Source organism: Streptomyces sp. NPDC101151, assembly GCF_044768335.1.
In the GTDB taxonomy this organism is placed as follows: Bacteria; Actinomycetota; Actinomycetes; order Streptomycetales; family Streptomycetaceae; genus Streptomyces.
In genome coordinates this window covers 1-23,433 of sequence record NZ_JBIWPP010000056.1, presented here as the reverse complement: position 1 = coordinate 23,433, position 23,433 = coordinate 1, and the positions used below count along the sequence as shown (strand labels likewise).

Annotated in this window: 22 protein-coding genes and 1 riboswitch; of the genes, 5 read left to right on the top strand and 17 right to left on the bottom strand. The window is 70.0% G+C overall.

The window, feature by feature from the left end:
• On the bottom strand, positions 1-1,587 hold the full coding sequence (locus ACIRU3_RS43930; RefSeq protein ID WP_404069463.1) for a GMC oxidoreductase: 1,587 nt from the start codon (positions 1,585-1,587) through the stop codon (positions 1-3).
• Positions 1,588-1,787: 200 nt separating this feature from the next.
• Positions 1,788-2,930 (bottom strand): glycosyltransferase family 4 protein, encoded by a 1,143-nt coding sequence (locus ACIRU3_RS43925; protein ID WP_404069462.1) that lies wholly within the window; start codon positions 2,928-2,930, stop codon positions 1,788-1,790.
• A gap of 134 nt (positions 2,931-3,064) precedes the next feature.
• On the opposite strand from ACIRU3_RS43925, the gene ACIRU3_RS43920 reads away from it, so the two are divergent.
• Positions 3,065-4,297 (top strand): glycosyltransferase 87 family protein, encoded by a 1,233-nt coding sequence (locus ACIRU3_RS43920; RefSeq protein ID WP_404069461.1) that lies wholly within the window; start codon positions 3,065-3,067, stop codon positions 4,295-4,297.
• Here ACIRU3_RS43920 and ACIRU3_RS43915 read toward each other — a convergent pair.
• Positions 4,261-5,580, bottom strand: coding sequence for an MATE family efflux transporter (locus ACIRU3_RS43915; protein ID WP_404069460.1), 1,320 nt, complete (start codon positions 5,578-5,580; stop codon positions 4,261-4,263). The genes ACIRU3_RS43920 and ACIRU3_RS43915 overlap by 37 nt on opposite strands.
• 103 nt (positions 5,581-5,683) lie before the next feature.
• On the opposite strand from ACIRU3_RS43915, the gene ACIRU3_RS43910 reads away from it, so the two are divergent.
• On the top strand, positions 5,684-6,226 hold the full coding sequence (locus ACIRU3_RS43910) for a PadR family transcriptional regulator (protein ID WP_404069458.1): 543 nt from the start codon (positions 5,684-5,686) through the stop codon (positions 6,224-6,226).
• Here ACIRU3_RS43910 and ACIRU3_RS43905 read toward each other — a convergent pair.
• The 5 genes from ACIRU3_RS43905 to ACIRU3_RS43885 all read right to left on the bottom strand — a co-directional run bounded on the left by ACIRU3_RS43905 (position 6,202) and on the right by ACIRU3_RS43885 (position 11,548).
• Positions 6,202-7,404, bottom strand: coding sequence for a hypothetical protein (locus ACIRU3_RS43905; RefSeq protein ID WP_404069456.1), 1,203 nt, complete (start codon positions 7,402-7,404; stop codon positions 6,202-6,204). The two genes, ACIRU3_RS43910 and ACIRU3_RS43905, sit on opposite strands and share 25 nt — an antisense overlap.
• Before the next feature lie 29 nt (positions 7,405-7,433).
• Positions 7,434-8,447, bottom strand: coding sequence for an NlpC/P60 family protein (locus tag ACIRU3_RS43900; protein ID WP_404069454.1), 1,014 nt, complete (start codon positions 8,445-8,447; stop codon positions 7,434-7,436).
• Between the two features lie 237 nt (positions 8,448-8,684).
• Positions 8,685-9,716: an NlpC/P60 family protein gene (locus tag ACIRU3_RS43895; RefSeq protein ID WP_404069452.1), complete on the bottom strand. Its 1,032-nt coding sequence runs from the start codon at positions 9,714-9,716 to the stop codon at positions 8,685-8,687.
• Positions 9,717-9,927: 211 nt separating this feature from the next.
• Positions 9,928-11,271, bottom strand: coding sequence for an NYN domain-containing protein (locus ACIRU3_RS43890; protein ID WP_404069450.1), 1,344 nt, complete (start codon positions 11,269-11,271; stop codon positions 9,928-9,930).
• A gap of 37 nt (positions 11,272-11,308) precedes the next feature.
• On the bottom strand, positions 11,309-11,548 hold the full coding sequence (locus ACIRU3_RS43885) for a hypothetical protein (RefSeq protein ID WP_404069448.1): 240 nt from the start codon (positions 11,546-11,548) through the stop codon (positions 11,309-11,311).
• Positions 11,549-11,701: 153 nt separating this feature from the next.
• On the opposite strand from ACIRU3_RS43885, the gene ACIRU3_RS43880 reads away from it, so the two are divergent.
• Both ACIRU3_RS43880 and ACIRU3_RS43875 read left to right on the top strand, forming a co-directional pair.
• Positions 11,702-12,496, top strand: a complete 795-nt coding sequence (locus tag ACIRU3_RS43880) for a rhomboid family intramembrane serine protease (RefSeq protein ID WP_404069446.1) — start codon at positions 11,702-11,704, stop codon at positions 12,494-12,496.
• The gene (locus ACIRU3_RS43875) at positions 12,493-12,774 is read left to right on the top strand and encodes an Lrp/AsnC family transcriptional regulator (protein WP_404069444.1); all 282 of its coding nucleotides are present in this window, start codon (positions 12,493-12,495) and stop codon (positions 12,772-12,774) included. Before ACIRU3_RS43880 ends, ACIRU3_RS43875 begins: the two co-directional genes overlap by 4 nt.
• A 25-nt stretch (positions 12,775-12,799) precedes the next feature.
• On the opposite strand, the gene ACIRU3_RS43870 is transcribed toward ACIRU3_RS43875, so the two are convergent.
• The 6 genes from ACIRU3_RS43870 to ACIRU3_RS43845 all read right to left on the bottom strand — a co-directional run bounded on the left by ACIRU3_RS43870 (position 12,800) and on the right by ACIRU3_RS43845 (position 19,887).
• Entirely contained in the window at positions 12,800-14,161 is a 1,362-nt protein-coding gene (locus ACIRU3_RS43870; RefSeq protein ID WP_404069442.1) for an aminotransferase class V-fold PLP-dependent enzyme, read from the bottom strand.
• Positions 14,162-14,301: 140 nt separating this feature from the next.
• A riboswitch (SAM riboswitch) is annotated at positions 14,302-14,418 on the bottom strand.
• A 74-nt stretch (positions 14,419-14,492) separates the two neighbouring features.
• Entirely contained in the window at positions 14,493-15,557 is a 1,065-nt protein-coding gene (gene trpD / locus ACIRU3_RS43865; protein ID WP_404069440.1) for an anthranilate phosphoribosyltransferase, read from the bottom strand.
• Between the two features lie 121 nt (positions 15,558-15,678).
• Entirely contained in the window at positions 15,679-17,340 is a 1,662-nt protein-coding gene (locus ACIRU3_RS43860) for a cytochrome bc complex cytochrome b subunit (protein WP_404069438.1), read from the bottom strand.
• Complete coding sequence (locus ACIRU3_RS43855; RefSeq protein ID WP_404069436.1) at positions 17,337-18,395, bottom strand: Rieske 2Fe-2S domain-containing protein; 1,059 nt, start codon at positions 18,393-18,395, stop codon at positions 17,337-17,339. The genes ACIRU3_RS43860 and ACIRU3_RS43855 overlap by 4 nt, the downstream gene beginning before the upstream one ends.
• On the bottom strand, positions 18,392-19,204 hold the full coding sequence (locus tag ACIRU3_RS43850; protein ID WP_404069434.1) for a c-type cytochrome: 813 nt from the start codon (positions 19,202-19,204) through the stop codon (positions 18,392-18,394). The genes ACIRU3_RS43855 and ACIRU3_RS43850 overlap by 4 nt, the downstream gene beginning before the upstream one ends.
• Before the next feature lie 62 nt (positions 19,205-19,266).
• Positions 19,267-19,887 (bottom strand): heme-copper oxidase subunit III, encoded by a 621-nt coding sequence (locus tag ACIRU3_RS43845; RefSeq protein ID WP_404069432.1) that lies wholly within the window; start codon positions 19,885-19,887, stop codon positions 19,267-19,269.
• A 146-nt stretch (positions 19,888-20,033) separates the two neighbouring features.
• On the opposite strand from ACIRU3_RS43845, the gene ACIRU3_RS43840 reads away from it, so the two are divergent.
• A complete protein-coding gene (locus ACIRU3_RS43840) occupies positions 20,034-20,435 on the top strand; it encodes a hypothetical protein (RefSeq protein WP_404069430.1) in 402 nt (133 codons plus the stop codon).
• A 102-nt stretch (positions 20,436-20,537) separates the two neighbouring features.
• Here the strand turns inward: ACIRU3_RS43840 and ACIRU3_RS43835 are convergent, their stop codons facing one another.
• From ACIRU3_RS43835 to ACIRU3_RS43825, 3 genes are all read right to left on the bottom strand, one after another.
• A complete protein-coding gene (locus ACIRU3_RS43835) occupies positions 20,538-21,797 on the bottom strand; it encodes an Ig-like domain-containing protein (protein WP_404069428.1) in 1,260 nt (419 codons plus the stop codon).
• A gap of 131 nt (positions 21,798-21,928) precedes the next feature.
• Positions 21,929-22,327: a cytochrome c oxidase subunit 4 gene (locus ACIRU3_RS43830; protein WP_404069426.1), complete on the bottom strand. Its 399-nt coding sequence runs from the start codon at positions 22,325-22,327 to the stop codon at positions 21,929-21,931.
• A partial coding sequence (locus ACIRU3_RS43825) for a cbb3-type cytochrome c oxidase subunit I (protein WP_404069424.1) occupies positions 22,324-23,433 on the bottom strand: 1,110 nt, incomplete at its 5' end. The genes ACIRU3_RS43830 and ACIRU3_RS43825, both read right to left, overlap by 4 nt.

Below are 23,433 nucleotides of genomic sequence, written 5' to 3'. Positions count from 1 at the left end.
TCATGGCGCGGTGTCCTCGGCGAGGACCCGCGCCATCGTGCGTTCGGCGAGGGCGGTGATGGTGACGAAGGGGTTCACCCCGATCGAGCCCGGCACCAGCGAGCCGTCGGTGATGTAGAGCCTGGAGTACCCCTTCACCCGGCCGTAGTCGTCGGTCGCCTTCCCGAGGACGCAGCCGCCCAGCGGGTGGTAGGTGAAGTCGTCCGCGAAGACCTTGCTGGTCGAGCCGAAGAGGTCGTACCGGTAGATGGTCGCGTTGGCCGCGTTGACGCGGTCGAACAGCTTCTTCGCCATGCCGACCGACACGGCGCTCTGGGCGGCGGTCCAGCCGAGTCGCACCGCCCCGGACGAGGAGTCGTACGAGAACGACGCCCGCTCGGGGTTCTTGGTGATCGCCAGGTACAGGCTGATCCAGTGTTCGAACCCCATGGGCAGTGGGGCGATCTCGGCGAAGACCGGGTTGGCGGTGTTGGCCCAGTCGTCGATGCCCATGACCGGCATGGTCGCCTGGTTGGCGCCGACGGTGTCCCAGATGTGGTTGGCGCGGCCGACCATGGTGTTGCCGTTGGTGCCCCAGCCCGCGCCCACACCGGAGCCGAGGTCGGGCAGGGTGCCGGTGTCCCGGGCGCGGACGAGGAGTTCGGTGGTGCCGATGCTGCCGCCGCCGAGGAAGAGGTACGTGCAGCTGTACTGCTTGGTCTCCACGACCGTGCCGGTGGCGTCGATGCGGTCGGCGGTCAGGACGTACGACCCGTCGCCGGCCCTGGTGACCGACCTGACCTTCTCCAGGGTGTGGATGGTGACGTTGCCGGTGCCGAGGGCCGCGGCCAGGTAGGTCTTGTCGAGGCTGCGCTTGCCGTAGTTGTTGCCGTAGATGACCTCGCCGGCGAGCGCGGACTTCGTGGCCGTGCCGGCGGCCTCGCGCTGCATGTAGCCGAAGTCGTAGACGTTCGGCACGAACGTGGTCTTCAGGCCGGCGTTGGCGGCGGCCTTGCGGGAGGTGCGGGTGAACTTGTACCACTCGGTGGACTCGAACCAGGCCGGGTCGACGGTGTTGACGCCGAGCATGGAGCGGGCGCGCGGGAAGTAGGTGCCGTACATCTCGTCGGCGTCCACGGTCGGGAACTGCTCGGCGAAGTAGGACTTCAGCGGGGTGACCGCCATCCCGCCGTTGACCAGGGATCCGCCGCCGACACCGCGGCCGACGTACACGGACATGTGGTCGTAGTGCACGCGGTCGAGGACTCCGGGGTAGGCGCTGATGTCCTTGTTGACGAGGTCCAGCCACAGGAAGGTGGCCAGCGGGGCCTCCGTGCGGGTGCGGAACCACATGGAGCGCTGGTCGGGTGCGCTGGTGGAGCAGAACACCTTGCCGTCGCTGCCGGTGGTGTTCCAGAGCCTGCCCATCTCCAGGACGAGGGTGCGGATGCCGGCCTGGCCGAGGCGGAGGGCGGCCACGGCGGCGCCGTAGCCCGAACCGACCACGATGGCCGGGGCGGATTCGACTGCCGCGGGCTCAGCCGCGTGAGCCGACTGGAGGCCGACGCGGGTGATGCCGAGGGCGGCCGCCGTCTGGAGAGCGACCATACCGAGGATGTGACGTCTACTCAGCTGATGCTGCGTCAGTTTTGCTGTCATGTGCGCAGCATGTGCGGATTTTGCGGTTCCGCCAAGGGCTCCGCCCATAACACAGGGGCGCCAATTGTGGGGCGGGTGCGGATCGTCGGCGACTGCGGGTGCTCTGTGGCTGGTCGCGCAGTTCATCGCGCCCCTTCGGGGCGCCTGCCCTAGAGCAACTCCTTGAGCTTCTGGGCCAGGAGGTCCCAGCGCCACTTCTCCTCGACCCACCGGCGGCCCCGCTCGCCCATGCGGCGGCGCAGTTCGGCGTCTCCGAGGAGGGTCACGATCCGCTCGGCGGCCTCCGCCGGCTCGCCGCCCCGGACGACCCAGCCGGTCTCCCCGTCGAGCACGGCGTCCGGCGCACCGCCCGAGTCGCCGGCGACGACCGGCAGTCCGGTGGCGGAGGCCTCCAGATAGACGATCCCGAGGCCCTCGACGTCCAGGCCGCCACGCCGGGTGCGGCACGGCATGGCGAAGACGTCCCCGGCGCCGTAGTGCGCGGGCAGCTCGGACCAGGGCACGGCCCCGGTGAAGCGCACCGAGGCCGCGACGCCCGTCTCGCGGGCCAGCCGACGCAGGTCCTGCTCGTAGGGTCCGCCGCCGACGATGAGCAGCACGGCGTCCGGCTCGGCGGCGAGGATCCGGGGCATGGCCCGGATGAGCGTGTCCTGGCCCTTGCGCGGCACCAGCCGGGAGACGCACACGACCACCGGCCGCTCGGTGAGCCCGAGCCGCGCCCGGACCTCTTCGCCGCCCGAGCCGGGGTGGAAGGTCTTCTCGTCGACCCCGGGCGGAAGCTGCACCATCCGCCGCACCGCCGCCGGGGTCAGGGCGGTCGCCATCCGGGAGCGGGTGTACTCGCCGAGATAGGTCATCGTGTCCGTGGACTCGCCGATCCGGCGCAGCAGCCCGCGGGCGGCGGGCAGCTGCGCCCAGCCGGCCTCGTGCCCGTGGGTGGTGGCCACCAGCCGCTCGGCGCCCGCCCTGCGCAGCGCGGGCGCCATCAGACCCAGCGGCGCGGCCGCCCCGAACCACGCCGACGTGCAGCCGTGCTCCCGCAGCAGCCCGACCGCCCGCCGGGTCGCACCGGGCGTGGGCAGCAGCATGGTCGTACGGTCGCGTACGACGGTGAAGGGCTGCTCGGCGTCGAAGGCGGCCGTGGCCCGGGCGCCCTCCGGGCCCCGCTTCCAGGTGGAGGCGTAGACGACGACCCGCCCGGGGTCCAGCCGGAGGGCCATGTTGTGCAGGAAGGCCTGGATGCCGCCCGGCCGGGGCGGAAAGTCGTTGGTCACGATCAGGGTCTTGTGCATCGCAGCCGACCCTACCGGGCACGGTTCCCCGGTCCGCCACGGGATGTACGGCCGCGCTTCATGGCACTCGCACAGGCCCGCGGGGGATCATGGGGCGCGAGGCCGGCCGGACCGGGGCAGGCGGACGAACAGGGGTGCGGGTGAACGGGAAGGGCACGGTCCTGGCGGGACTGTCGGCGACCTGGTGCGTCACCCGGCTGGTGCTGCTGCTCATCGTCCTGCGGGTGCTCGCCTTCCCCGGTGTGGACGTCACCACCGATGTGTCGGTGATCTACCAGGGCTGGTACGAGGTGCTGCGCCATGGAACGTTTCCGCTGGACGACGTGACCTGGCAGTATCCGCCCGCCGCCGCGTTCGCGATCCTCTCCCCCGCAGCCCTGCCGTTCCTGACCTACCCGCACGCCTTCTTCGTGCTGGTGTGCCTCGCCGACCTCGTCGTGCTCTCCCTGCTGCTGTACACGGGCCTGCGGCCGGGCCGGTCGCTGCGCGGCGCCTGGACGTGGGTGGCGGGCGTACCGCTGCTCGGCCCGACGGTGTACGCCCGCTACGACCTGATGGTGACCGCGGTGGCCGTGGCGGCCGTGCTCGCCGGGACCCGGCATCCCCGGGTGCTGGGCGCGCTGGCCGGCTTCGGGGCGCTGCTGAAGGTGTGGCCGGCGCTGCTTCTGGTGGGGGCCACACGGCTGCGGGCGTGGGCGTCGGGCGCGATGACCGCGGGCGGCCTCGGGGCACTGTTCGCGGTGTCCGTGCCCGGAGCGTTCGCGTTCCTCACCTCCCAGCGGGACCGGGGCACCGAGGTGGAGTCGCTGGGCGGCCTGGTCTTCCACGTGGCCCGGCACTTCGGCTGGCGCGGCGAGGTGCTGCTGAACTACGGGTCGATCGAGTTCCTCGGCCCGTACGTCGGGCCGGTCAGCATCGCCGCGATGGCGCTGACCGGGGCCGCCTTCGGCTGGCTGGTGCTGTGGCGGCTGCGGGCGGTCCGGTTCGCGTCGCACACGCTCGCGGACGCGGCGTTCACGGCGGTGCTGCTGTTCACGGTCACCAGCCGGGTGATCAGTCCGCAGTACCTGGTGTGGCTGATCGGCCTGGCCGCCGTGTGCCTGTGCTTCAGGGCGAGCCGGATGGGCGCACCCGCCCTGATGCTCCTGGCCGCGGCCCTCCTGACGGTCCTGGAGTTCCCGGCCGGCTTCGCCCACGTGGTCGCGAGCGACGCGTACGGCATCACCCTGCTTCTGCTCCGCAACGGCCTGCTCGCGGCGGCCGCGCTCACGGCGGCACGGGAGCTGTGGCGCTCCACGGTCCACCTGACCACCGCGGCCCGGGTGCCTCCTCAGGCGACCCGCGCGAAGGCGTCCTCGGCCTCCTGACTCCGTACCCGCCGCAGCAGCACCGCCACGGCCCCGCACTGCACGGCCATGGCGAGCGCCAGTGCCAGGCAGACGCCCGGCAGGCCGAGGCCCAGGAAGGCGTACGCCAGGGGCAGCTGGACGGCGGTGCCCAGCACGGTGACACGGAGCAGCGCCGGGGTTTCGCCGCTGCCCTCGAAGACCCCGCCGAGCGCGATGAAGCAGGCCATCAGCAGCAGGTAGGGGCCGATGCAGCGCAGGAACAGCACGCCGTGGCGGGCAGCTTCGGGTCCGGCGCCGAAGGCCCCCGTGATCCAGGGGGCGGTGGCGGCGAACAGGACGGCGGCCACGAGGCCGCATGCTCCTGAGAGGATCATCGCCTGCCGTCCGATGTCCCGGCGCGCGTCCTTCCCGGCGCCCCGGGTGTGCGCGGTGTGGATGGCGGCGGCCTGGCGTACCGAGTAGAAGGCCATGGTGGCGAGGTACAGGACCTTGTACGCGATCGAGTAGGCGGCCACCGCCGGCACACCGAGTCGGGCCACGATCGCCACCAGCACCAGTGCCCCGCCCTGGCGCACGGTGAAGTCGGCGGACATGGGCAGGCCGGTGGTGAGGGTGCGGCGCAGGGCGGTGCCCAGAGGCTCCGCCGGACGGGCCTCGGCCGCCGTCCGCAGCAGCACGTCGTGGCTCAGGGCGCGCAGGCCCGCCACCAGGGCGACGCAGCGGCACAGCACGGTCGAGGCGGCGGCGCCCTGGACGCCGTAGAAGTGGATCAGGACCGGGTCGCAGACCAGGATCAGCCCGTTGGCCAGCAGGGCGAGCCGCATCGGAGTGCGGGTGTCGCCGGCGCCCTTGAGGATGCCGTCGACGAGCTGCTGGGCGAAGAAGACGGCCATGCCCGGCAGGGAGAGCGCGAAGTAGGCGGCCGCCAGGCGCAGGGCCGCCGGGTCACCGCCGCCGAGCACCAGGCGGGCCAGCGGCTCGCGCAGCAGGAACCCGCCCGCCACGACCACCGGCGTGACCAGTGCGCACAGCGCCCGGCCGCCGCGCACCGCGGCCCGCAGGGCGCCGGGATCGCGGGCTCCCCTGGCGTGCGCGACCAGCACGGTCGTACCGGAGGCGAAGACCAGCGCGACACCGAGCAGCACGTTCTCGGTGTTGGTCGCGACGGCGACGGCGGCCACGGCGGCTCCGCCGAGCCGGGAGACCCAGACGGTGTTGATGATCCCGGAGGCGACCGAGGCGAGGAGCGAGAGGTAGACGGGATGGGCCAGCGAGACGAGTTGCCTGCGGTGTTCGTTCACGGGACCCCCTCGTGTCGAGCTATCTCTTATCGAGCTACCTCGAAACGAGGTAGCTCGATAAGAGATAGCATGGGTTCACGCCCCCGGCAAAGGAGGAATCCGCGTGCTGGAGTTGTCGATCCTGGGCTTTCTCGCCGAGGAACCGCTGCACGGCTACGAGCTGAAGGAGCGCATCAAGGCGCTGAGCGGTCATGTGCGGCCGGTGAGTGACGGCGCCCTCTACCCGGCGATCAACCGGCTCGTCGCCGCGGGCAGGCTCGAACAGCACACGGAGGAGGGCGCGAGTGCCGCCCCGCGCCGGGTGCTGTCCCTGACCGCGCAGGGCCGCGAGGATCTGCTGGAACGGCTACGCAGTCCCAAGCCGGCGGAGATCAGCGACCACGTCCGCTTCAACACCGTCCTCGCCTTCCTCCGGCAGCTGGACGACCCGGCGGAGCAGGCCGCGGTGCTGCGCCGCCGCCTGGACTTCCTGGAGACCCCGGCGAGCTTCTTCTACCGGGACGGCGAGCCGGTGCGCGCGGAGCAGGCGGGGGACCTGTTCCGGCAGGGCATGCTGCGGGTCGCCCGGGCCACCGGCGTGGCCGAGCGGGCGTGGCTGCGCGAGGCGATCGAGGTGCTCGGTCAACCGAGCCGGGCGCGCACGTAGTCCCGCCACTCGCTGGTGAACGCCTCGGGCGTGGTCCCGAGCACCCGCTTCAAAGCCTCCTCGACCGCGCCCGCCCGCGCCTCGTGGTCGCCGACGGCCCGGTAGAAGGCGCCGAGCCGGGCCTTGCCCCAGTGGTCGGCGATCATCCGGCAGGCCAGCCAACCGCCCTCGTAGGCCTGCGCGAGACGGGTGGGGTCGCCGCTGAAGCCGAAGTCCTTGTCGGCGGGCAGGCCGGACGGCACCTGGTCGTCCCGGACCGCACGGGCGAGTTCCGGTGCGGCCTCCGCGGGCGTGCGGCCGGTGCCGAGATAGCCGATCCAGTCGGCATAGCCCTCGGACAGCCACAGCGGGGTGGCGTCGGTGGTGTGGGCGCGGGTGGCCACATGGGTGGTCTCGTGGGTGAGCACGACCTGCCTGCCGACGCCGCCGAGCCCGGCGTACGCCTCCGGGTTGACGACCACCCGGTCCGCGGGTGCCCGGCCGGCGCCGCCCGCCTCGCCGGTGGTGACGGCCGCGATGCCCCGGTAGCTGGAGGCGGGCGAGCCGAGCAGCCCCGCCATGCCGTCCAGCGTCCGCGGGACGAGGACGACGACCCGGCGCGTCCAGTTCCCGCCCCACTCCCGGGAGACCTCCGGGACCGCACGGTCGGTCAGCCGGGCGTAGCCGCGCAGGTCACCGATGTTCTGGCCGGCCCCGAGAACCAGGCTGTGCGCGCCCTTGACGGCGGTCACCGTGCCCTGGTCCCACAGCTGCTCCCCGGCCTTCCGCGCAGGCTTGTCGGCGGTGACGTACCACCCGCCGCCGGCGGTGCGGCTGAGGCTGAGGGTGCGGCGGACGCTGACCGGCGCGCTGTCGTAGCCGGCGATCCGGTAGCGCAGTTCCGCGTCGGCGGTGGCGCCCGGGCCGCCGCTGTGCAGAGCGGTCACCCGGTAGGTCCAGGAGGCCAGCGGGAGTGCCCGCAGCCGGACGTACGCGGACCGGGTGCCGGTCGTGCCGTAGGCCGCCTCGTCGTGCCCGAGCAGGGCCGCCGACCGCCGGTCGAGCACCCGCTGCACCTCGGCCCTCGCCCGGTCGGCCGCCGCCCGCCCGCCGCATCCGGCGAGGGGCGGCACGAGCAGCAGGCAGAGCCCTGCCGCCGCGGCGCGCCACACCCCCCGGATCCGTCTGCGATCAGCCATTTTCCGATCGTACGGTGTGCGTCGGGATGTCAGGGACGGGTGACCGAGGAGATCGGCATCATGCCGACCGGGTCGTAGCGCACCGGCGCGCCCGGGTAGGGCGCGTGGATCACCTGCCCGTTGCCGACGTACATCCCCACGTGGCTGGCGTCGGAGCGGTAGACGACCAGGTCGCCCGGGCGTGCCTGGGAGAGCGGGATCTGGCGGCCGGCGTGCCGCTGCGCCTGCGAGGTCCGCGGCAGCTGCAGACCGGCCTGCGCGTACGACCACTCCATCAGGCCCGAACAGTCGAAGCCGGAGGGGCCGTTGGCGCCCCACACGTAGGGGCGGCCGAGGGCGGCGCGGGCGGCGGCCACGGCCGCCGCCGCGCGGGCGTCGGGGACGGCGGCGCCGGACAGGTCGGGCAGGTCGACGCGGCCGTCACGGGAGGCGCGGTCGTAGGCGGCGCGCTCGGTGGCGGGCAGGGAGTTGAGCAGCTGCCGGGCCTTGGCGAGCTTCTTCTCCACGGTCCGCTTGTGCGCGGCGACCTCCTTGCTGCTCCGTTCCAGCTCGGCGAGCTTTCCGGCCGCCTCGGCGCGCTCCTGGGCGAGTTCACGCACCGCCGTGCGCAGTTCTCTCAGCCGGCCCGCCTGCTGGGCGCCGATGCGGTCGAGGGTGACCGCCTTGTCGAGGTAGTCGGCGGGGTCGTCGGAGAAGAGCAGGGCGACGGCCGGGTCGATGCCTCCGGAGCGGTACTGGGCACCGGCCAGCGCACCGAGCCGCTCGCGCATGGTGTTGATGCGCTGCTGCTGCCGGGCGATGTGGTCCTGGGCGTCCCTGATCTCCCGGCGCAGGGTGCCGGCCCGCTCGTCGGCCTTGTCGTAGGCCTGGGTCGCCCTCTCGGCCTCCTCGTAGAGGCGGTCCACCTCGGCACGGGTGTTCCCGTGCGGTGCTGCTTGTGCGGGGACGGCGCCGAGTGCGGCGGCCGCGGCCGACAACACGCACAGGGCGGCGTCGGCACCCCGGTTGAACCCGGACAGTGCAAAGCGGCGATGGGACCCCACGGCAGTCCTTCTGCTGGCGGACAGATACGGCTTCCCCGGCGCGGGGGACGGGGAGGCCCCTGCGCCGGGGAAACGCGCCAGACAGTAACCCTGCGAAAGGGCGGCAGCCAAAGGCCGCTGGGCCCGCACAAAGGGGACGCCCCGCCGCTGACGCAGGTCATGGGCGGGGCGTGGAGTCAGTTTCGGTTCACGGGATTCGCCCGTTCGGGCGCCCCCGGGAGGTGTCCCGGGGGTGTGTCAGACCCGGACGCCGAACTGGAACGGCATGTTGCCGATCGCCTCGTAGCGGACCACGGCACCGGTGTGCGGAGCGTGCAGCACCTGGCCGTTGCCGGCGTAGAGGCCGACGTGGTGCAGGTCGCCGTAGAAGAAGACCAGGTCGCCGACCTGAAGCTGACTCTGCGAGAGGCGGCTGCCGATGCCCGCCTGGGACTCGGAGGTGCGCGGTATGGAGACGCCGGCCTGTGCGTAGGCGTAGGAGGTCAGGCCCGAGCAGTCGAAGGAGGAGGGGCCGGTGGCGCCGTAGACGTACGGCTTGCCGAGCTGGCTCTTGGCGGCGGAGAAGGCGGCGGCGGCCCGGCCGGAGGCGGAGGTGTCGTTGCCCAGGTCCACGCGGTCGGAGGAGGAGCGGTTGGCGCGCGCCTGGTCGGCGGCGAGGGCCGCCTTCTCCTTGGCGGTCAGGGTGTTGAGAAGCTTCTGCGCCTCGGCGAGCTTGCCCTGGACTTCCTTCTTCTTGTTGCCCAGCTCCGTGCGGGTGGAGGCGAGGTCCTTGAGCTTCTCGGTGGCCTCCGCCCGGTCCTGGGCGAGTTCGCGCTGTTTGTCCTGAATCTTCTTCAGGGCCTCGACCTGCTGGCTGCTCAACTGGTCGAGCGTGGAGGCCTTGTCGAGGAAGTCGTCCGGGTTGGAGGACAGGAAGAGCTGGACCGAGGCGTCGATGCCGCCGGAGCGGTACTGCGCGGTGGCCAGTGAACCCAGGCCGTCGCGCAGCTTGTTGAGGTCCTGCTGGCCGCGGGCGACGTTGTCCTGGATGGTGGAGATCTCCTTCTGGAGCTTCTCCTGCTTCTCCTTGGCCCCGTTGTACTTCTCGGTGGCCTGCTCCGCCTGCTCGTAGAGCTTGTCGACCTTCGCCTTGACCTCGTCCTTGCCGAGCTTCTCGCTCGGCGCGGCATTGGCGGCGTTCGCGCTGAGCGCGACGGCAGCGGCGGCTGCGGTGGTCAGCACGGTGACACGCGTGCGGCTCGGCTGCTTGGGTCGACGATGGGACGCCACTGAGGACGAACTCCTTCTTGTGAGTGATCACCCGTTCGGAGGTTCGAGCCCAGACCCTAGTGACCCAGCTGTGATCAGTTCAAATCCTCGCGCCAAAAAACCGGTCACGCAATGCATTCTTTGCAATCAACGCACGTGCAGTGATGCTCGATTGACACTACGTTGCGTGACGGTTCGGTCAATTCGGGCATTGCATATGCTGGTTGCACGTTCAGGACAGTCGCTTCAGAAGTACCGCAGACGCGACCGGACGGGCACCCGCCTTGGCGATGCCGTCGGCCACCTCCCGGTCGGTCGAGGCGACGATGACCGGACGCCCCGGCGGCTCCGCACGCACGAGCTGGCGGATCAGCTCGTCCGCCGTGACCCCCGGCTTGGAGAACAGCACGCGCACCCCGCGCGGCGGCGCGAGCAGCACCGGCGCGGCCAGTTCGGCGCCGTCGAAGACGCACGTCACCTCGGCGCCGGTCTGCGCGGCGAGCGCCGAGAGCTGGCCCAGGAGCCTGAGCCGCTGCTTCTCCAGGGGCATCTGCGGATAGCCGGTCTTGGTGACGTTGTAGCCGTCGACCACCAGATGCGCCTGCGGCAGCGCGAGCAACTGGTCGAGGATCGCGGGGTCGTTCTCGGACAGGGCCCGGGTCGCGATGTCCTTCGGGGTCATTCGTCCCGGTTCGACCGCATCCACGGTCTCGGCCGGGCGCACGGAGACCGGCGGCAGGGCCAGTTCGCGCCGCAGCCCCTGAGTGGCGTCCAGCAGGGTGTCGAGCAACAGCCGTACCCGCATGTCCTCGACGCTGCGCCCCTCGCGGGCCGCCCGGCGGGTGGCCTCCAGCGCGGCCTCGGCCTCGCCCAGACGGGCCTTGAGCCGCCGGGACTCGCTCTCCGCGGCCGACACCTGCGCCTGCCCCTCGGAGCGCACGGCCTCGATCTCGCCATGGATCTTGCGCAGCGCCGCCTCGCCGCGCTTGACGTCGCTGAGCGCGGCACGCAGCTTGCGGTGCAGCGATTCCGCTTCCTTCTTCGCCGACTCCAGCTCGGTGCGCAGCCGTTCGGTCTCGGCCCGGGTCTGCTCACGGGCCTGGTCCAGCTCCTCGCGCAGCCGCTCCAGTTCGGCCCGGCTCTCCTCGCCGGCCCGCTCGGCGTCCGCGCGCTGGGCCTCCTCGCCGGCCGCGGTGACCAGCTTCACCCAGCCCGCAGGGCGCAGTACGTAGGCCGCGGCCGCCACGTCGAGCGGGTCCGCGGCCGGGGGCGGCGAGCCGGAGTCCAGAGCGCCGGAGAGTTCCGGCTGCGCGTCTCTGAACTTCTCCCCGATCCGTTGCCGGAAGAGCGGGTCGGTCTCCAGCGCGGCCGCCATGGCGTTGCCGGCGAACTTGGCCCGACGGTTGGGGGCGAACCGGGCGTACTGCCTCAACTGGGCGGGCAGTTCCGTCACGGTAAGGCCGCCGAAGCCGTCCGAGACGATCTGCACGACCCGCCGGCGCACCCCGTCGGGCAGCGGACGGTCAAGCACCTCAGCGGTGCCGTCGCCCGGCCCCCCGCCTGTGGTCTCCACCATCCGTCACACCCCAATACCTCTACGGGGCCCGCTCCGCTCAGGAGCCGGCACCCGGCCTGTCCACGAGTTCCACCTGGTCCACCGCGTTGCACCAGCGGCAGCGGACCGACTCGATGGTCTCACTGACCACCTCGCGTTCCTCGACCGTCGACTCACCGGCGAGGTCGAGGTGGACGTACTCGACGACCTTCGACGAGCGAGTGACGTCGAAGCGGGTGAGGTTGCCGCAGAGGGTGCAGCGCCATCGCGTCGTGGCGGTCGGCAGGGGAACCGTCATCGTGCCTGTTCGCTTCCTTCTCGGGTTGTTCCGCGCCGCTCCGCAACGCGTGTGGCTCGTAACCCTACGGCCTGGCGGGTACTCGCCGCCCGTCCGTCCACGGCGGCGAGGCGGTCTGTCAGCATGCGTCCCCTTACGTCATGCTCTGTAGTCATGATCACCACCTGGAGCACGGCGACCGGCAGAACACTCAGGGCGCTCCGGGGCACCTCCGCGCCGTTGACCTACGCCCTCATCGCCGTATGCTCCGTGATCTTCGTACTGGGCCCGGCCTCCGGACTCACTCCGGCGTACGGCTCCGAGGACGCGCTGCCGGCCGCGCAGCGCGCGTACTTCCGGCGCTGGGGGGTGGTCCCGGCGGAGCTGTTCGACGGGCCCTTCCGGGAGGCGCTGACCCCGGTCACCGCGCTGTTCGTGCACGGCAGCTGGGTGCATCTGCTCGGCAACATGCTCTTCCTCTTCGTCTTCGGGATGATGACCGAGGAACGGATGGGCCGGGTGGAGTTCACCCTGTTCTACATCGGCTGCGGCTACCTGGCCCTGCTGGGCTACGCGGCCGCCAACGCCGCCTCCGAGCAGTCGCTGGTGGGCGCTTCCGGGGCGATCTCGGCGGTCCTCGGAGCATTCCTCTACCTGTTTCCCCGCGCCCGTGTGACCAGTCTCCTCCCTTTCCTGTTCTTTCTGCCGATGCGCTTCCCCGCCTGGGTCGTACTGCCCTTCTGGGCGGCCCTGCAGTGGCTCGCGGCGGGCCACGCCGGAGAGGGACCCGGGGTGGCCTACCTCGCCCACCTGGTCGGCTTCGGGGTGGGCTTCGGCTACGCATGGGCGCGCTACGGAAGGCGGAAGGGCCCGACGGGAGGCCTCGGAAGGGCGGTGGTGGGAGACGGGCGGGCGACTAGAGTGAAGTCCGCACCGGCTCCGGCACCCCAGGGAGAGAACCAGTCGTGATCACCGCGATCGTCCTGATCAAGACCAGTGTGGACCGGATCCCCGAGATCGCCGAGCAGATCGCTTCACTGGAGAGCATCAGCGAGGTCTTCTCGGTCACCGGCACCTACGACCTGATCGCCATGGTCCGGGTGAGCCGGCACGAGGACCTCGCCGAGGTCATCCCCGGCCGGATCAGCAAGATCCCCGGCGTGGAGGCCACCGACACCCACGTCGCGTTCCGCACGTACTCCCAGCACGACCTGGAGGCGGCATTCGCGATCGGTCTCGACTCGTGAACACCGCCTCCTAGGCACCCTGCGGTCAGACAGCCGGGACGCAGCGGCCGTCCTCGGTGCGGTACTGCCACTTCGCGCCGTCCCGGACCAGTTCCCGCACCGCGTTCACGAACCGCTCGACATGCTCGTCCGGGGTGCCCGCCCCGAAGCTGACGCGGATCGCGTTCAGGGACTTCTCACCTGGGGCGGCCTCGGGGGCGCCGCACTCGCCCTGGGTCTGGGGGTCGCTGCCCAGCAGGGTGCGGACCAGCGGGTGGGCGCAGAACAGGCCGTCGCGGACGCCGATGCCGTACTCGGCGGAGAGGGCGGCGGCGAAGTGGGAGCTGTTCCAGCCCTCGACGACGAACGAGATCACTCCGACGCGCGGGGCGTCGTCACCGAAGAGGGAGAGGATCTTCACCTCGGGCACCTCGGCGAGACCTTCGCGGACCGTGCGGATCAGGTGCTCCTCGCGGGCCACGAGGGTGTCGAAACCGGCCTCCGTCAGCGCCTTGCAGGCGGAGGCGATGGAGTAGGTGCCGATGACGTTCGGGGACCCGGCCTCGTGGCGGGCGGCGCTCTCGTGCCACTCCACGTCCACTCCCCCGTCCGTGCGCCGGGTCACCTTGCGGCTGGCGCCGCCGCCCGCGAGGTACGGCTCGGCCGCGGCCAGCCAGTCGGCACGGCCGGCCAGGACGCCGGAGCCGAAGGGGGCGTACAGCTTGTGGCCGGAGAAGGCGACCCAGTCGACGTCCAGGTCCCGGACCGACACGGGGTGGTGCGGGGCCAGCTGGGCGGCGTCGAGGACGATCCGGGCGCCGTGCGCATGGGCCGCGGCGGCCAGCTCGCGCACCGGCCACAGCTCGCCGGTGACGTTGGAGGCGCCGGTGACGCAGACCAGGGCCGGACCGTAGGGGTCGCGGTCCGCCAGGGCCCGCTCCAGCGTCTCCACGGCCTGCCGCGGGGTGCGCGGGGCGTTGAGATAGGTGACCCGGGCGTCCTGCCAGGGCAGCAGGGAGGCGTGGTGCTCGGTCTCGAAGACGAAGACCTGGCAGTCGGCGGGGAGCGCGCGGGCGAGGAGGTTCAGGGAGTCCGTGGTCGACCGGGTGAAGACCACCTGGTCGGCCTCGCGGCAGTCGAGGAACTCGGCGACCGTCCTGCGGGCGTTCTCGAACAGGTCGGTGGAGAGCTGGGAGAGGTAGCCGGCGCCGCGGTGGACGCTGCCGTAGTACGGCGCGTAGGCGGCCACGTCGTCCCAGACGCGCTGGAGGGCGGGGGCGCTGGCCGCATAGTCGAGCGCCGCGTAGGCGACCTCACCGCCGGTCACGAGCGGGACGGTGACATCCCTGCCCAGAACGGGCAGCGGGGAACAAACGGACTGGTCGGCGGCAGCGGTGAAGACAGACATGACGGAACTCCCGTGCGAGCAAGAAGAAGGGGAAAGGGGTACGCGGAGGTGGGGCTCTACGCCCTAGCGCATTCGCTTGCTCACGGAAGACTCCTCGACGACCAGGACCCCTGGCCGCACACTCTCAGAAGTGTGTGAGGGGTCCGCGCTTGCCGTAGACCTCACTGCCTACGGCCTGGTCTTCACCCGGGGCACCCCGCCACGGACGGAGGGTTGCCGGACAGTCGGCCGGGGCCTCATGACTGTCACTCATGACCTGGTACGGGAACGTACGTGAAGTGATCGCGGTCCCGCAACTCGTGTCCGGATTGCGGGACCGCACCTCGGATCCTCAGGCGTTGCTCGCCGCCACCCACCGCTCCAGCGAGCGCTTCGCCGCGCCGGAGTCGATCGACCGCGCCGCCTCGGCCATGCCGGCCCGGAGCTGCTCGGCAAGCGGCGCCTCGGCCGGCCGCAGAGCGACGAGCGCGGCCGCCGAGTTCAGCAGTACCGCCTCGCGCACCGGACCCGGCTCGCCGTCCAGCAGACGGCGGGCGACCTCCGCGTTGTACGACGCGTCGGCGCCGCGGAGCGCCTCCACGGGTACGAGGTCGATGCCGGCGTCCCGCGGGTCGAACCTCTCCTCGGTGACCTTGCCGTCCCGGACCACCCACACCCGGGAGGTGGACGTGGTCGTCAGCTCGTCCAGGCCGTCGTCGCCCCGGAAGACCAGGGCGGAGTTGCCGCGCTCGGCGAGAACCCCGGCGACGATCGGCGCCATGCGCGGGTCGGCGACGCCTACCGCCTGGGCGCGCACCTTGGCCGGGTTGGTCAGCGGACCGAGGACGTTGAAGGTCGTCCGGATCCCCAACTGACCGCGTGCCGCGGCGACATGACGCAGCGACGGATGGAACTTCACCGCGAAGCAGATGGTGATGCCCGCCTCCTCGGCCACCTCGGCGACCCGCTTCGGCGTCAGGTTCAGATTGATCCCGAGCTTCTCCAGGACGTCGGAGGACCCGGAGGCCGAGGACGCGGCGCGGTTGCCGTGCTTGACGACCTTCGCTCCCGTGCCGGCGACGACGATCGACGACATCGTGGAGATGTTCACCGTCTTGGCGCCGTCGCCGCCCGTTCCGACGATGTCGACGGCCGGCCCGGGTACCTCGATCACATTGGCGTGCTCGTACATGGTCCGCACGAGTCCGGTGATCTCCTCCACCGTCTCGCCCTTGGACCGCAGGGCCACCATGAACCCGGCGATCTGCGCGTCGGTCGCCTCGCCGCGCATGATCAGGTCCATCGCCCAGGCCGTGTCGTCGGCGGACAGGTTCTGTCCCTCGAGCAGTCCGTTCAGCAGGGCGGGCCAGGAACGGCCCGCCGCGGTGTCGCCTCCAGCGGGGGTCACAGCGCTCATAGCCGCTCCTGGGTGTCGTAGAAGAACAGTGTGATCCCACCCTATCCAGCCCGGGACACGGCGAAGGGCCCCGTCCGTAAGCCGGACGGGGCCCTTCGACCGTGGCGTGGCGACGCGGGGATCAGTGGTGGCCGTGGCCGCTCGTGATCTCCTTGTACTCGTCGACAGTGGGCTTCGGGATCTGGTTGTCCTCGCCGTAGTAGGCGCTGCTGAGCTTGGCGCGCAGCTTCTCGGACGCCTTCACCTTGCGCTCGACACCGTTCTCGTCGACCGCCGGGCCGATCTCGGCCGGCTCGTACTGGTGGTGGGCCGTGAGGGTGTGCAGCTGCTCCTGGCTGAGCGACTCGTGGACCTCGATGAACTCACCGTGCGGCAGACGCTTGATGATGCCGGTCTCGCGACCGTGCAGCACCTTGTCGCGGTCGCGGCGCTGCAGGCCGAGGCAGATCCGCTTGGTGACGAGGAACGCGATGACCGGTCCGGCGAAGAAGAAGATCCGGACGAACCAGGTGACGTCGTTGATCGACAGGTTGAAGTGGGTGGCGATGAGGTCGTTGCCACCACCGACCAGGCCGATCATGTACACCGTGACCCAGGCGGCACCGAAGGCCGTACGGGTCGGGGCGTTGCGCGGGCGGTCCAGGATGTGGTGCTCGCTCTTGTCGCCGGTGACCCAGGACTCGATGAACGGGTACAGCGCGATCGCCGCGAGGACGAGACCGAAGAGCACCAGCGGGATGAACACACCCAGGACGAGCGTGTGACCCCAGAAGTTGATCTCCCAGCCCGGCATGTAGCGGACCAGACCCTCGGCGAAGCCCATGTACCAGTCGGGCTGGGCGCCGGTGGAGACCTGGTCGGGCCGGTAGGGGCCCATGGCCCAGATCGGGTTGATCTGGGTCACCGCGGCGATGGCCGCGATCACACCGAAGACCAGGAAGAAGAAGCCTCCGGCCTTGGCCATGTACACCGGCAGCAGCGGCATGCCGACGACGTTCTTCTCGCTCTTTCCGGGACCCGCGAACTGCGTGTGCTTGTGGTAGAAGACCAGGATCAGGTGGCCCACCATCAGGCCGAGCATGATGCCCGGCAGCAGCAGGATGTGGATCGAGTAGAACCGGGCCACGAAGTCGTGGCCGGGGAACTCGCCGCCGAAGAGGAAGAACGAGATGTACGTGCCGACGATCGGCATGGACAGGATCGCGCCCTCGGTGAAGCGGACACCGGTGCCGGAGAGCAGGTCGTCCGGGAGCGAGTAACCGGTGAAGCCGGTGAACATGCCGAGGACGAACAGCAGGAAGCCGAACAGCCAGTTGATCTCACGCGGCTTGCGGAACGCGCCGGTGAAGAACACGCGCATCATGTGCACGAACATGCCGGCGAGGAAGATCAGCGCGGCCCAGTGGTGGATCTGCCGGATGAGCAGACCACCGCGCACGTCGAAGGAGATGTGCAGGGTCGAGCTGAACGCCTCGGACATCAGCTGTCCCTGGAGCGGGACGTAGCTGCCGTGGTACTCCACCTCGTTCATCGACGGGTGGAAGAACAGCGTCAGGTAGACACCGGTCAGGATGATGATGAGGAAGCTGTACATGCAGACTTCGCCCAGCATGAACGACCAGTGGTCGGGGAAGATCTTGCGCATGTTGGCCTTGGCCAGGGAGTAGATCCCGAGCCGGCCGTCGGCCCAGTCGGCGATCCGCTCGCCGGCCGGTGCCTTCCCGCGAGAGCGGCCCGCCGCGTCGGCGGCAGACGGGTTCGTTTCGTTCGATGCGGTACTCATCCGCGCTCCCAGAATGCAGGACCGACGGGCTCCTCGAAGTCGCCGAGCGCCTGGAGGTAACCCTCGTCGTTCACGCCGATGCGGAGCTGCGGCAGGGCGTGACCGGCGGGGCCGAAGATCACTCGGGCGCCGTCGGAGAGGTCGAAGGTGGACTGGTGGCACGGGCAGAGCACGTGATGCGTCTGCTGCTCGTACAGCGAGATCGGGCAGCCGACGTGGGTGCAGATCTTCGAGAAGGCCACGATGCCCTGGTGCGACCATTCGAGCTCGCGCTTGTCCTTGATGTTGTCCGGCTGGAGCCGGATGATCATCAGGGCCGCCTTGGCGATCTCGTTCTGGAACTCCTCGCTCGCCTCCTCCAGGCCCTCGGGCTTGGCGAAGGTCAGCGAACCGACGGCGACGTCCTCGGGACGCAGCGGCTGGTTCGTGTTCATGTTGACGAGCAGCTTGCCCTTGGCCCACAGGGTGTGGCGCAGCGAGGTTCCGGGCAGCGGGCCGAGGTCGCGCAGCAGGACGACGCCGGAGAGCGGCACCAGGGTGAGCGCGCCGAACATCGTGTTGCGGATCAGCTTGCGGCGGCCGAGCGCCGATTCCTTGGCGCCCTGCTTGAAGTCCGCGTGGACCTTCGCACGGACCTCGGGCGAGGCCGCGATCGCGTGACGCTCGTCGGCGACCTCGACGTCGGACATCAGGGTGCGGGCCCAGTGGACCGCGCCCGCGCCGATGCAGAACAGCGCCGTACCGAGGGTCATGCCGAGCGCGAAGTTCAGCGCGCTGACGTGCCCGATCGGGAAGACGAAGATCGACTTGTCGTGCGGGATCGTCACGTACGAGGCGATGAAGCCGACGGTGGCCAGCATCGACACCGTGAACAGCAGGGCGACGACGCGCTCGGACCGGCTGGCGGCCCGCTCGTCGATGTCCTGGATCCGGTGCTCGTGAGGCGGCAGCCCCGGGTCCGCGAACGGGTTCTCCTCGTCCGCGACGCTCACGGCGCCGTGCGCGTGGTCCTGCTCTGCGGGCAGGTTCTCTTCTGGAATGTCTTGGCTACTCATGACTTCTTGGCCTTTGCGGTCCGAGCGGCGACCCAGACGGCTACCGCGATCAGGGCGCCGAGGCCGAAGATCCACGCGAACAGACCCTCACTGACCGGCCCGAGGCCGCCCAGATCCATGCCGCCCGGCTGCTCCGTCTCGCTGCTGTTGATCGCGTGCAGGTACGCGATGATGTCCTTCTTGTTCTTCTCCGACAGCGTGGTGTCGGGGAAGGACGGCATGTTCTGCGGGCCCGTCTGCATGGCCTCGTAGATGTGCTTCGGGTCGACACCCGACAGGTCCGGCGCGAACTTGCCCTTGGTGAGGGCACCACCCTTGCCGGTGAAGTTGTGGCACTGCGCGCAGTTGGTACGGAACAGGTCGCCACCCTTGCCGATGTCCGCCCCGTCCGGGCCGTACTGCTCCTTCGTCGGCACATTCGGGCCGGCGCCCAGCGACGCGATGTACGCGGCGAGCTGGTCGATCTCGGCCTGGGTGTAGATGTTCTTCTTCTTGACGACCTGCGGGCCCTGCGAGGTGGCGGCCGGCATACGGCCGGTGCCGACCTGGAAGTCGACAGCCGCGGCGCCCACGCCGACCAGGCTCGGGCCGTCGGAGGAGCCCTGGCCACCGGTGCCGTGGCAGCTGGCGCAGCCGACCTCGTAGAGCTTCTTGCCCTCCTTGATGGTCAGGGACTGGGAGGTTTCATCGGCCTGTGCCTTGCTCGCGGGCGCGAACGCGGCGTACAGCCCCCCAGTGGCCGCCAGCGCGAGGAGTAGGACGACGACCGCCGCCAGCGGATGGCGTCGTCGTGCGGAGAGCTTTTTCACGGATTACCCCGGTGTCAGGATCTTCTGCGTCGGTGCTTCTGGAATTGCGGGAGCGGTCCCGGCTACTTGATCAGGTAGATCGTGGCGAAGAGGCCGATCCAGACCACATCGACGAAGTGCCAGTAGTAGGACACGACGATGGCCGCGGTCGCCTGCTCGTGCGTGAACCTCTTCGCCGCGTAGGTGCGGCCGAGGACGAACAGGAAGGCGATGAGGCCACCCGTCACGTGCATGCCGTGGAAGCCGGTGGTCAGGTAGAACACCGAGCCGTACGGGTCGGAGGACAGGGAGATCCCGTCCTTCTTCACCAGCTCCGTGTACTCGTAGATCTGACCGCCGATGAAGATCGCACCCATGATGAAGGTGAGGATGAACCAGCCACGGAGCTTCTTCACGTCCCCGCGCTCGGCGGCGAACACGCCGAGCTGGCAGGTGAGCGAGGAGAGCACCAGGATCGTGGTGTTGGTCGCGGAGAAGGGCACATTGAGCGCCTCCGCCTGCTCCTTCCAGTGCGCCGGTCCGGTCACCGAACGGAGGGTGAAGTACATCGCGAAGAGGGCCGCGAAGAACATCAGCTCGGAACTCAACCAGATGATGGTTCCGACGCTGGTGAGGTTCGGTCGGTTGACCGACGGGTGCGCGTGCCCGGTTTCTACTGTCGTTGCTGTCGCCACGACCGACATTATGTCGGTCGCTTATCCCGCCCTCACTCCGGGGGGTGCCGTTCGGAGTGTTGCTGCCCGCCGAACCGGTGTTGACGTGGTGTTCATGGGAGTAACATCCGCCTCGAACGGCCCTGTCCGCAGGACGCTGACGTCTCGGAGGAAGCATGCAGCCGACCGCTACGGTGCTGGTGTACAGCGACGACTCCAACACCCGGGAACAGGTGCGGCTGGCCTCCGGCCGCAGGCCGGCTCCCGATGTCCCGCTGGTCGAGTTCCTGGAGTGTGCGACGCCTGAGGCGGTGCTGCGCGAGCTGGCCAAGGGCGGCATCGACGTGTGTGTGCTCGACGGCGAGGCCGTGCCGATGGGGGGCATGGGGGTGTGCCGGCAGATCAAGGACGAGGTCTTCAACTGCCCGCCTGTGCTGCTGCTGATGGGGCGGCCCCAGGATGCGTGGCTCGCCACCTGGAGCCGGGCCGATGCCGCCGTGACCCTGCCGGTGGATCCTGTGGAGTTCGCCTCCGCCCTGGCCGGTCTGCTCCGTCAGAAGAGGCTGCTGAGCGCCTAGGAGCCCGGGGCGCGGGGTTCAACGGCGTGACTGCCCGGTGGGGACCTGTCGCGCCCACGTGGCGGCGCCGCGCACCGGCACCGCCCCGCGCCCCTGAACGGGTCACACCGACGTCGGCTGGAGCCGCTCGGCGTCCTGTGGTGCCGAGCCGTCCGAGGTGCCGTTGACGAGCGCGCTGCCCGTGCGCCACTTCTTCCAGTCGACGTTCCAGTCGCCGAAGCCGTTGCCGAAGGGTTCCATCGGGGCGCCGTTGGAGTTGACGACCTTGACGATGTCGCCCTCGTGGATGTTGTCGAAGAACCATTCGGCGTTGCCGGTGCTCATGCCCGTGCAGCCGTGACTCACGTTCTCGTAGCCCTGGGAGCCCACTGACCAGGGGGCGGCGTGGACGTACTCGCCGGACCAGGTGACCCGGGTGGCGTAGTAGACGGGCAGGTCGTAGGAGTCGGCGCTGCCCTCCGCGATGCCGACCGTGGTGCCGCGCATACGTACGAAGTACTGCTTGGCCAGGACGACCTTGACACCGTTACGGGTCTCGTAGCCGGACTTGCCGGTGGTGACCGGGATCGACTGGACCGCCTTGCCGTTCTTGAAGTACGTCAGCTGGTGCGCCGCGGCGTCCGTGATGGCCTCGATCTTGTCACCGGTGGTGATCTTCAGGGCCTTGGACTTGCCGCCCCACAGCCGGTCGCTGATCCTTACGCCGTCCAGGTTGCTGTGCACCTGGAGGGTGGCGTGCGCGGGCCAGTACTCCCTTGGGCGGTAGTGGAGTTCCTTGTCGCTCACCCAGTACCAGGAGCCCTGGACCGCCGGCGTGGAGTCCACCCTCAGGGCGCGCTCCACGATGGCCCGCTGCGCCTTGTCCTTGACCTCCTGGTCGAGTTGGGCGGTGACGGGCTGTCCGACGCCGTACTGGCCCGACTCCGGCCCGAACGTGACGTTCAGGCGCTTGGTGGTGGTGGGCTTGCTGGTGTCGAAGCTGAGGACCTTGCGGCCGGGCGCGCCGTCCTCGTCCTCGGTGCTCACCGCGACCGTGTAGTGGGCGTTGGCGGCCAGCGGGGAGGTGCTGTGCCAACGGCTGCCGTCGACGGCGAGTTCGCCCGCCACGAAGCGCCCTGTGGAGTCCTGGGCGGTGACGTCCGTGATCCGGTCCTCGCCGCTGGCGGTGATCTCCAGGGGCTTGTCCGGGTCGGCCCGCTTTCCGGCATCGGTGGGGCCACTGAAGGAGATCTGGTCCGCTGCGTCGTACGGCTTGGCCGACAGGGGGTTGCCGTCCGAACCGCAGCCGGTGACGCCCGCGCCGAGGGCGGTCACCAGCAGGGCGCAGCTGACGACGGTGCGGGTCCGCGGAGTGTGGTTCATACGATCACGCTATGAGATGTAGAGCCCACCAGCGCGGTACGTAACTCGTACGAGTGACAGACACTGCGGCAAAAGCAGGAGCCCGGACTCTCCTGACGGAGTGTCCGGGCTCCCGGCTTGCCTGGTGCGTGCTACTGGGTGCGGTTCTCACCGTGGTAGTACTCGAACACCCAGCCGAACAGGCCGATCATGATGATCGGCGCCGAGAAGTACAGCAGCCACCAGCCGACCGCGACACCGAGGAAGGCAAGCGCGCCACCGACGCCCAGGGCGAGCGGCTGCCAGCTGTGCGGGCTGAAGAAGCCCAGCTCGCCCGCGCCGTCCGCGACGTCGGCCTCCTTGTCGTCCTGCGCACCCGCGTCGACCCGCCGGGCGGTGAAGCCCAGGTAGAAGCCGATCATGATGCACAGGCCGAAGGCCAGGAAGAGCGCCGTGGTACCGGCCGGCTCCTTCGACCACACGCCGTACACGACGGCCATGATCAGGACGAAGAAGCTCAGCCAGATGAACATCCGACCCTGGATCTTCACTTGCCGGCCTCCTTGCTGCCCGCGATGGCGCCACCGTGACCGGCGTGCTCAAGCTGCTCGAGGGCGGCGATCTCGGGGTGGTGCAGGTCGAACGCCGGGGATTCGCTGCGGATCCGCGGCAGGGTGAGGAAGTTGTGCCGCGGCGGCGGGCAGGACGTCGCCCACTCGAGCGAACGGCCGTAGCCCCACGGGTCGTCCACGCCGACCGGCTTGCCGTACTTGGCCGTCTTCCACACGTTGTAGAGGAACGGCAGGATCGACAGGCCGAGCAGGAACGAACTGATGGTCGAGATCGTGTTCAGAGCGGTGAAGCCGTCGGCCGCCAGATAGTCGGCGTACCGACGCGGCATGCCCTCGGCACCCAGCCAGTGCTGGACCAGGAAGGTGCCGTGGAAGCCGACGAACAGCGTCCAGAAGGTGATCTTGCCGAGGCGCTCGTCCAGCATCTTGCCCGTCATCTTCGGCCACCAGAAGTGGAAGCCGGAGAACATGGCGAATACGACCGTTCCGAAGACCACGTAGTGGAAGTGGGCCACCACGAAGTACGAGTCGGAGACGTGGAAGTCCATCGGCGGCGAGGCCAGGATGACACCGGTCAGACCACCGAACGTGAAGGTGATCAGGAAGCCGGTCGCCCAGAGCATCGGTGTCTCGAAGGACAACGAGCCCTTCCACATCGTGCCGATCCAGTTGAAGAACTTCACACCGGTCGGGACGGCGATCAGGAACGTCATGAAGGAGAAGAACGGCAGCAGCACACCGCCGGTGACGTACATGTGGTGCGCCCACACCGTCACGGACAGACCGGCGATCGCGATGGTCGCGGCGATCAGGCCCATGTAGCCGAACATCGGCTTGCGGGAGAAGACCGGGATGACCTCGGAGATGATGCCGAAGAACGGCAGCGCGATGATGTACACCTCTGGATGGCCGAAGAACCAGAAGAGGTGTTGCCACAGTAGTGCGCCGCCGTTGGCGGCATCGAAGACATGTGCCCCGAATTTTCGGTCCGCCTCCAGGGCGAACAGCGCGGCCGCCAGGACCGGGAAGGCGAGCAGGACCAGGACGGCGGTCAGCAGCACGTTCCACACGAAGATCGGCATGCG

Excerpts from the sequence above, each read along its gene's own strand:
- ACIRU3_RS43930 (WP_404069463.1), bottom strand. The coding sequence starts at position 1,587 with ATGGTCGCTCTCCAGACGGCGGCCGCCCTCGGCATCACCCGCGTCGGC.
- ACIRU3_RS43925 (WP_404069462.1), bottom strand. The coding sequence starts at position 2,930 with ATGCACAAGACCCTGATCGTGACCAACGACTTTCCGCCCCGGCCGGGC.
- ACIRU3_RS43905 (WP_404069456.1), bottom strand. The coding sequence starts at position 7,404 with ATGGCTGATCGCAGACGGATCCGGGGGGTGTGGCGCGCCGCGGCGGCA.
- ACIRU3_RS43890 (WP_404069450.1), bottom strand. The coding sequence starts at position 11,271 with ATGGTGGAGACCACAGGCGGGGGGCCGGGCGACGGCACCGCTGAGGTG.
- ACIRU3_RS43885 (WP_404069448.1), bottom strand. The coding sequence starts at position 11,548 with ATGACGGTTCCCCTGCCGACCGCCACGACGCGATGGCGCTGCACCCTC.
- ACIRU3_RS43880 (WP_404069446.1), top strand. The coding sequence starts at position 11,702 with ATGATCACCACCTGGAGCACGGCGACCGGCAGAACACTCAGGGCGCTC.
- ACIRU3_RS43870 (WP_404069442.1), bottom strand. The coding sequence starts at position 14,161 with ATGTCTGTCTTCACCGCTGCCGCCGACCAGTCCGTTTGTTCCCCGCTG.
- trpD (WP_404069440.1), bottom strand. The coding sequence starts at position 15,557 with ATGAGCGCTGTGACCCCCGCTGGAGGCGACACCGCGGCGGGCCGTTCC.
- ACIRU3_RS43860 (WP_404069438.1), bottom strand. The coding sequence starts at position 17,340 with ATGAGTACCGCATCGAACGAAACGAACCCGTCTGCCGCCGACGCGGCG.
- ACIRU3_RS43855 (WP_404069436.1), bottom strand. The coding sequence starts at position 18,395 with ATGAGTAGCCAAGACATTCCAGAAGAGAACCTGCCCGCAGAGCAGGAC.
- ACIRU3_RS43845 (WP_404069432.1), bottom strand. The coding sequence starts at position 19,887 with ATGTCGGTCGTGGCGACAGCAACGACAGTAGAAACCGGGCACGCGCAC.
- ACIRU3_RS43840 (WP_404069430.1), top strand. The coding sequence starts at position 20,034 with ATGCAGCCGACCGCTACGGTGCTGGTGTACAGCGACGACTCCAACACC.
- ACIRU3_RS43835 (WP_404069428.1), bottom strand. The coding sequence starts at position 21,797 with ATGAACCACACTCCGCGGACCCGCACCGTCGTCAGCTGCGCCCTGCTG.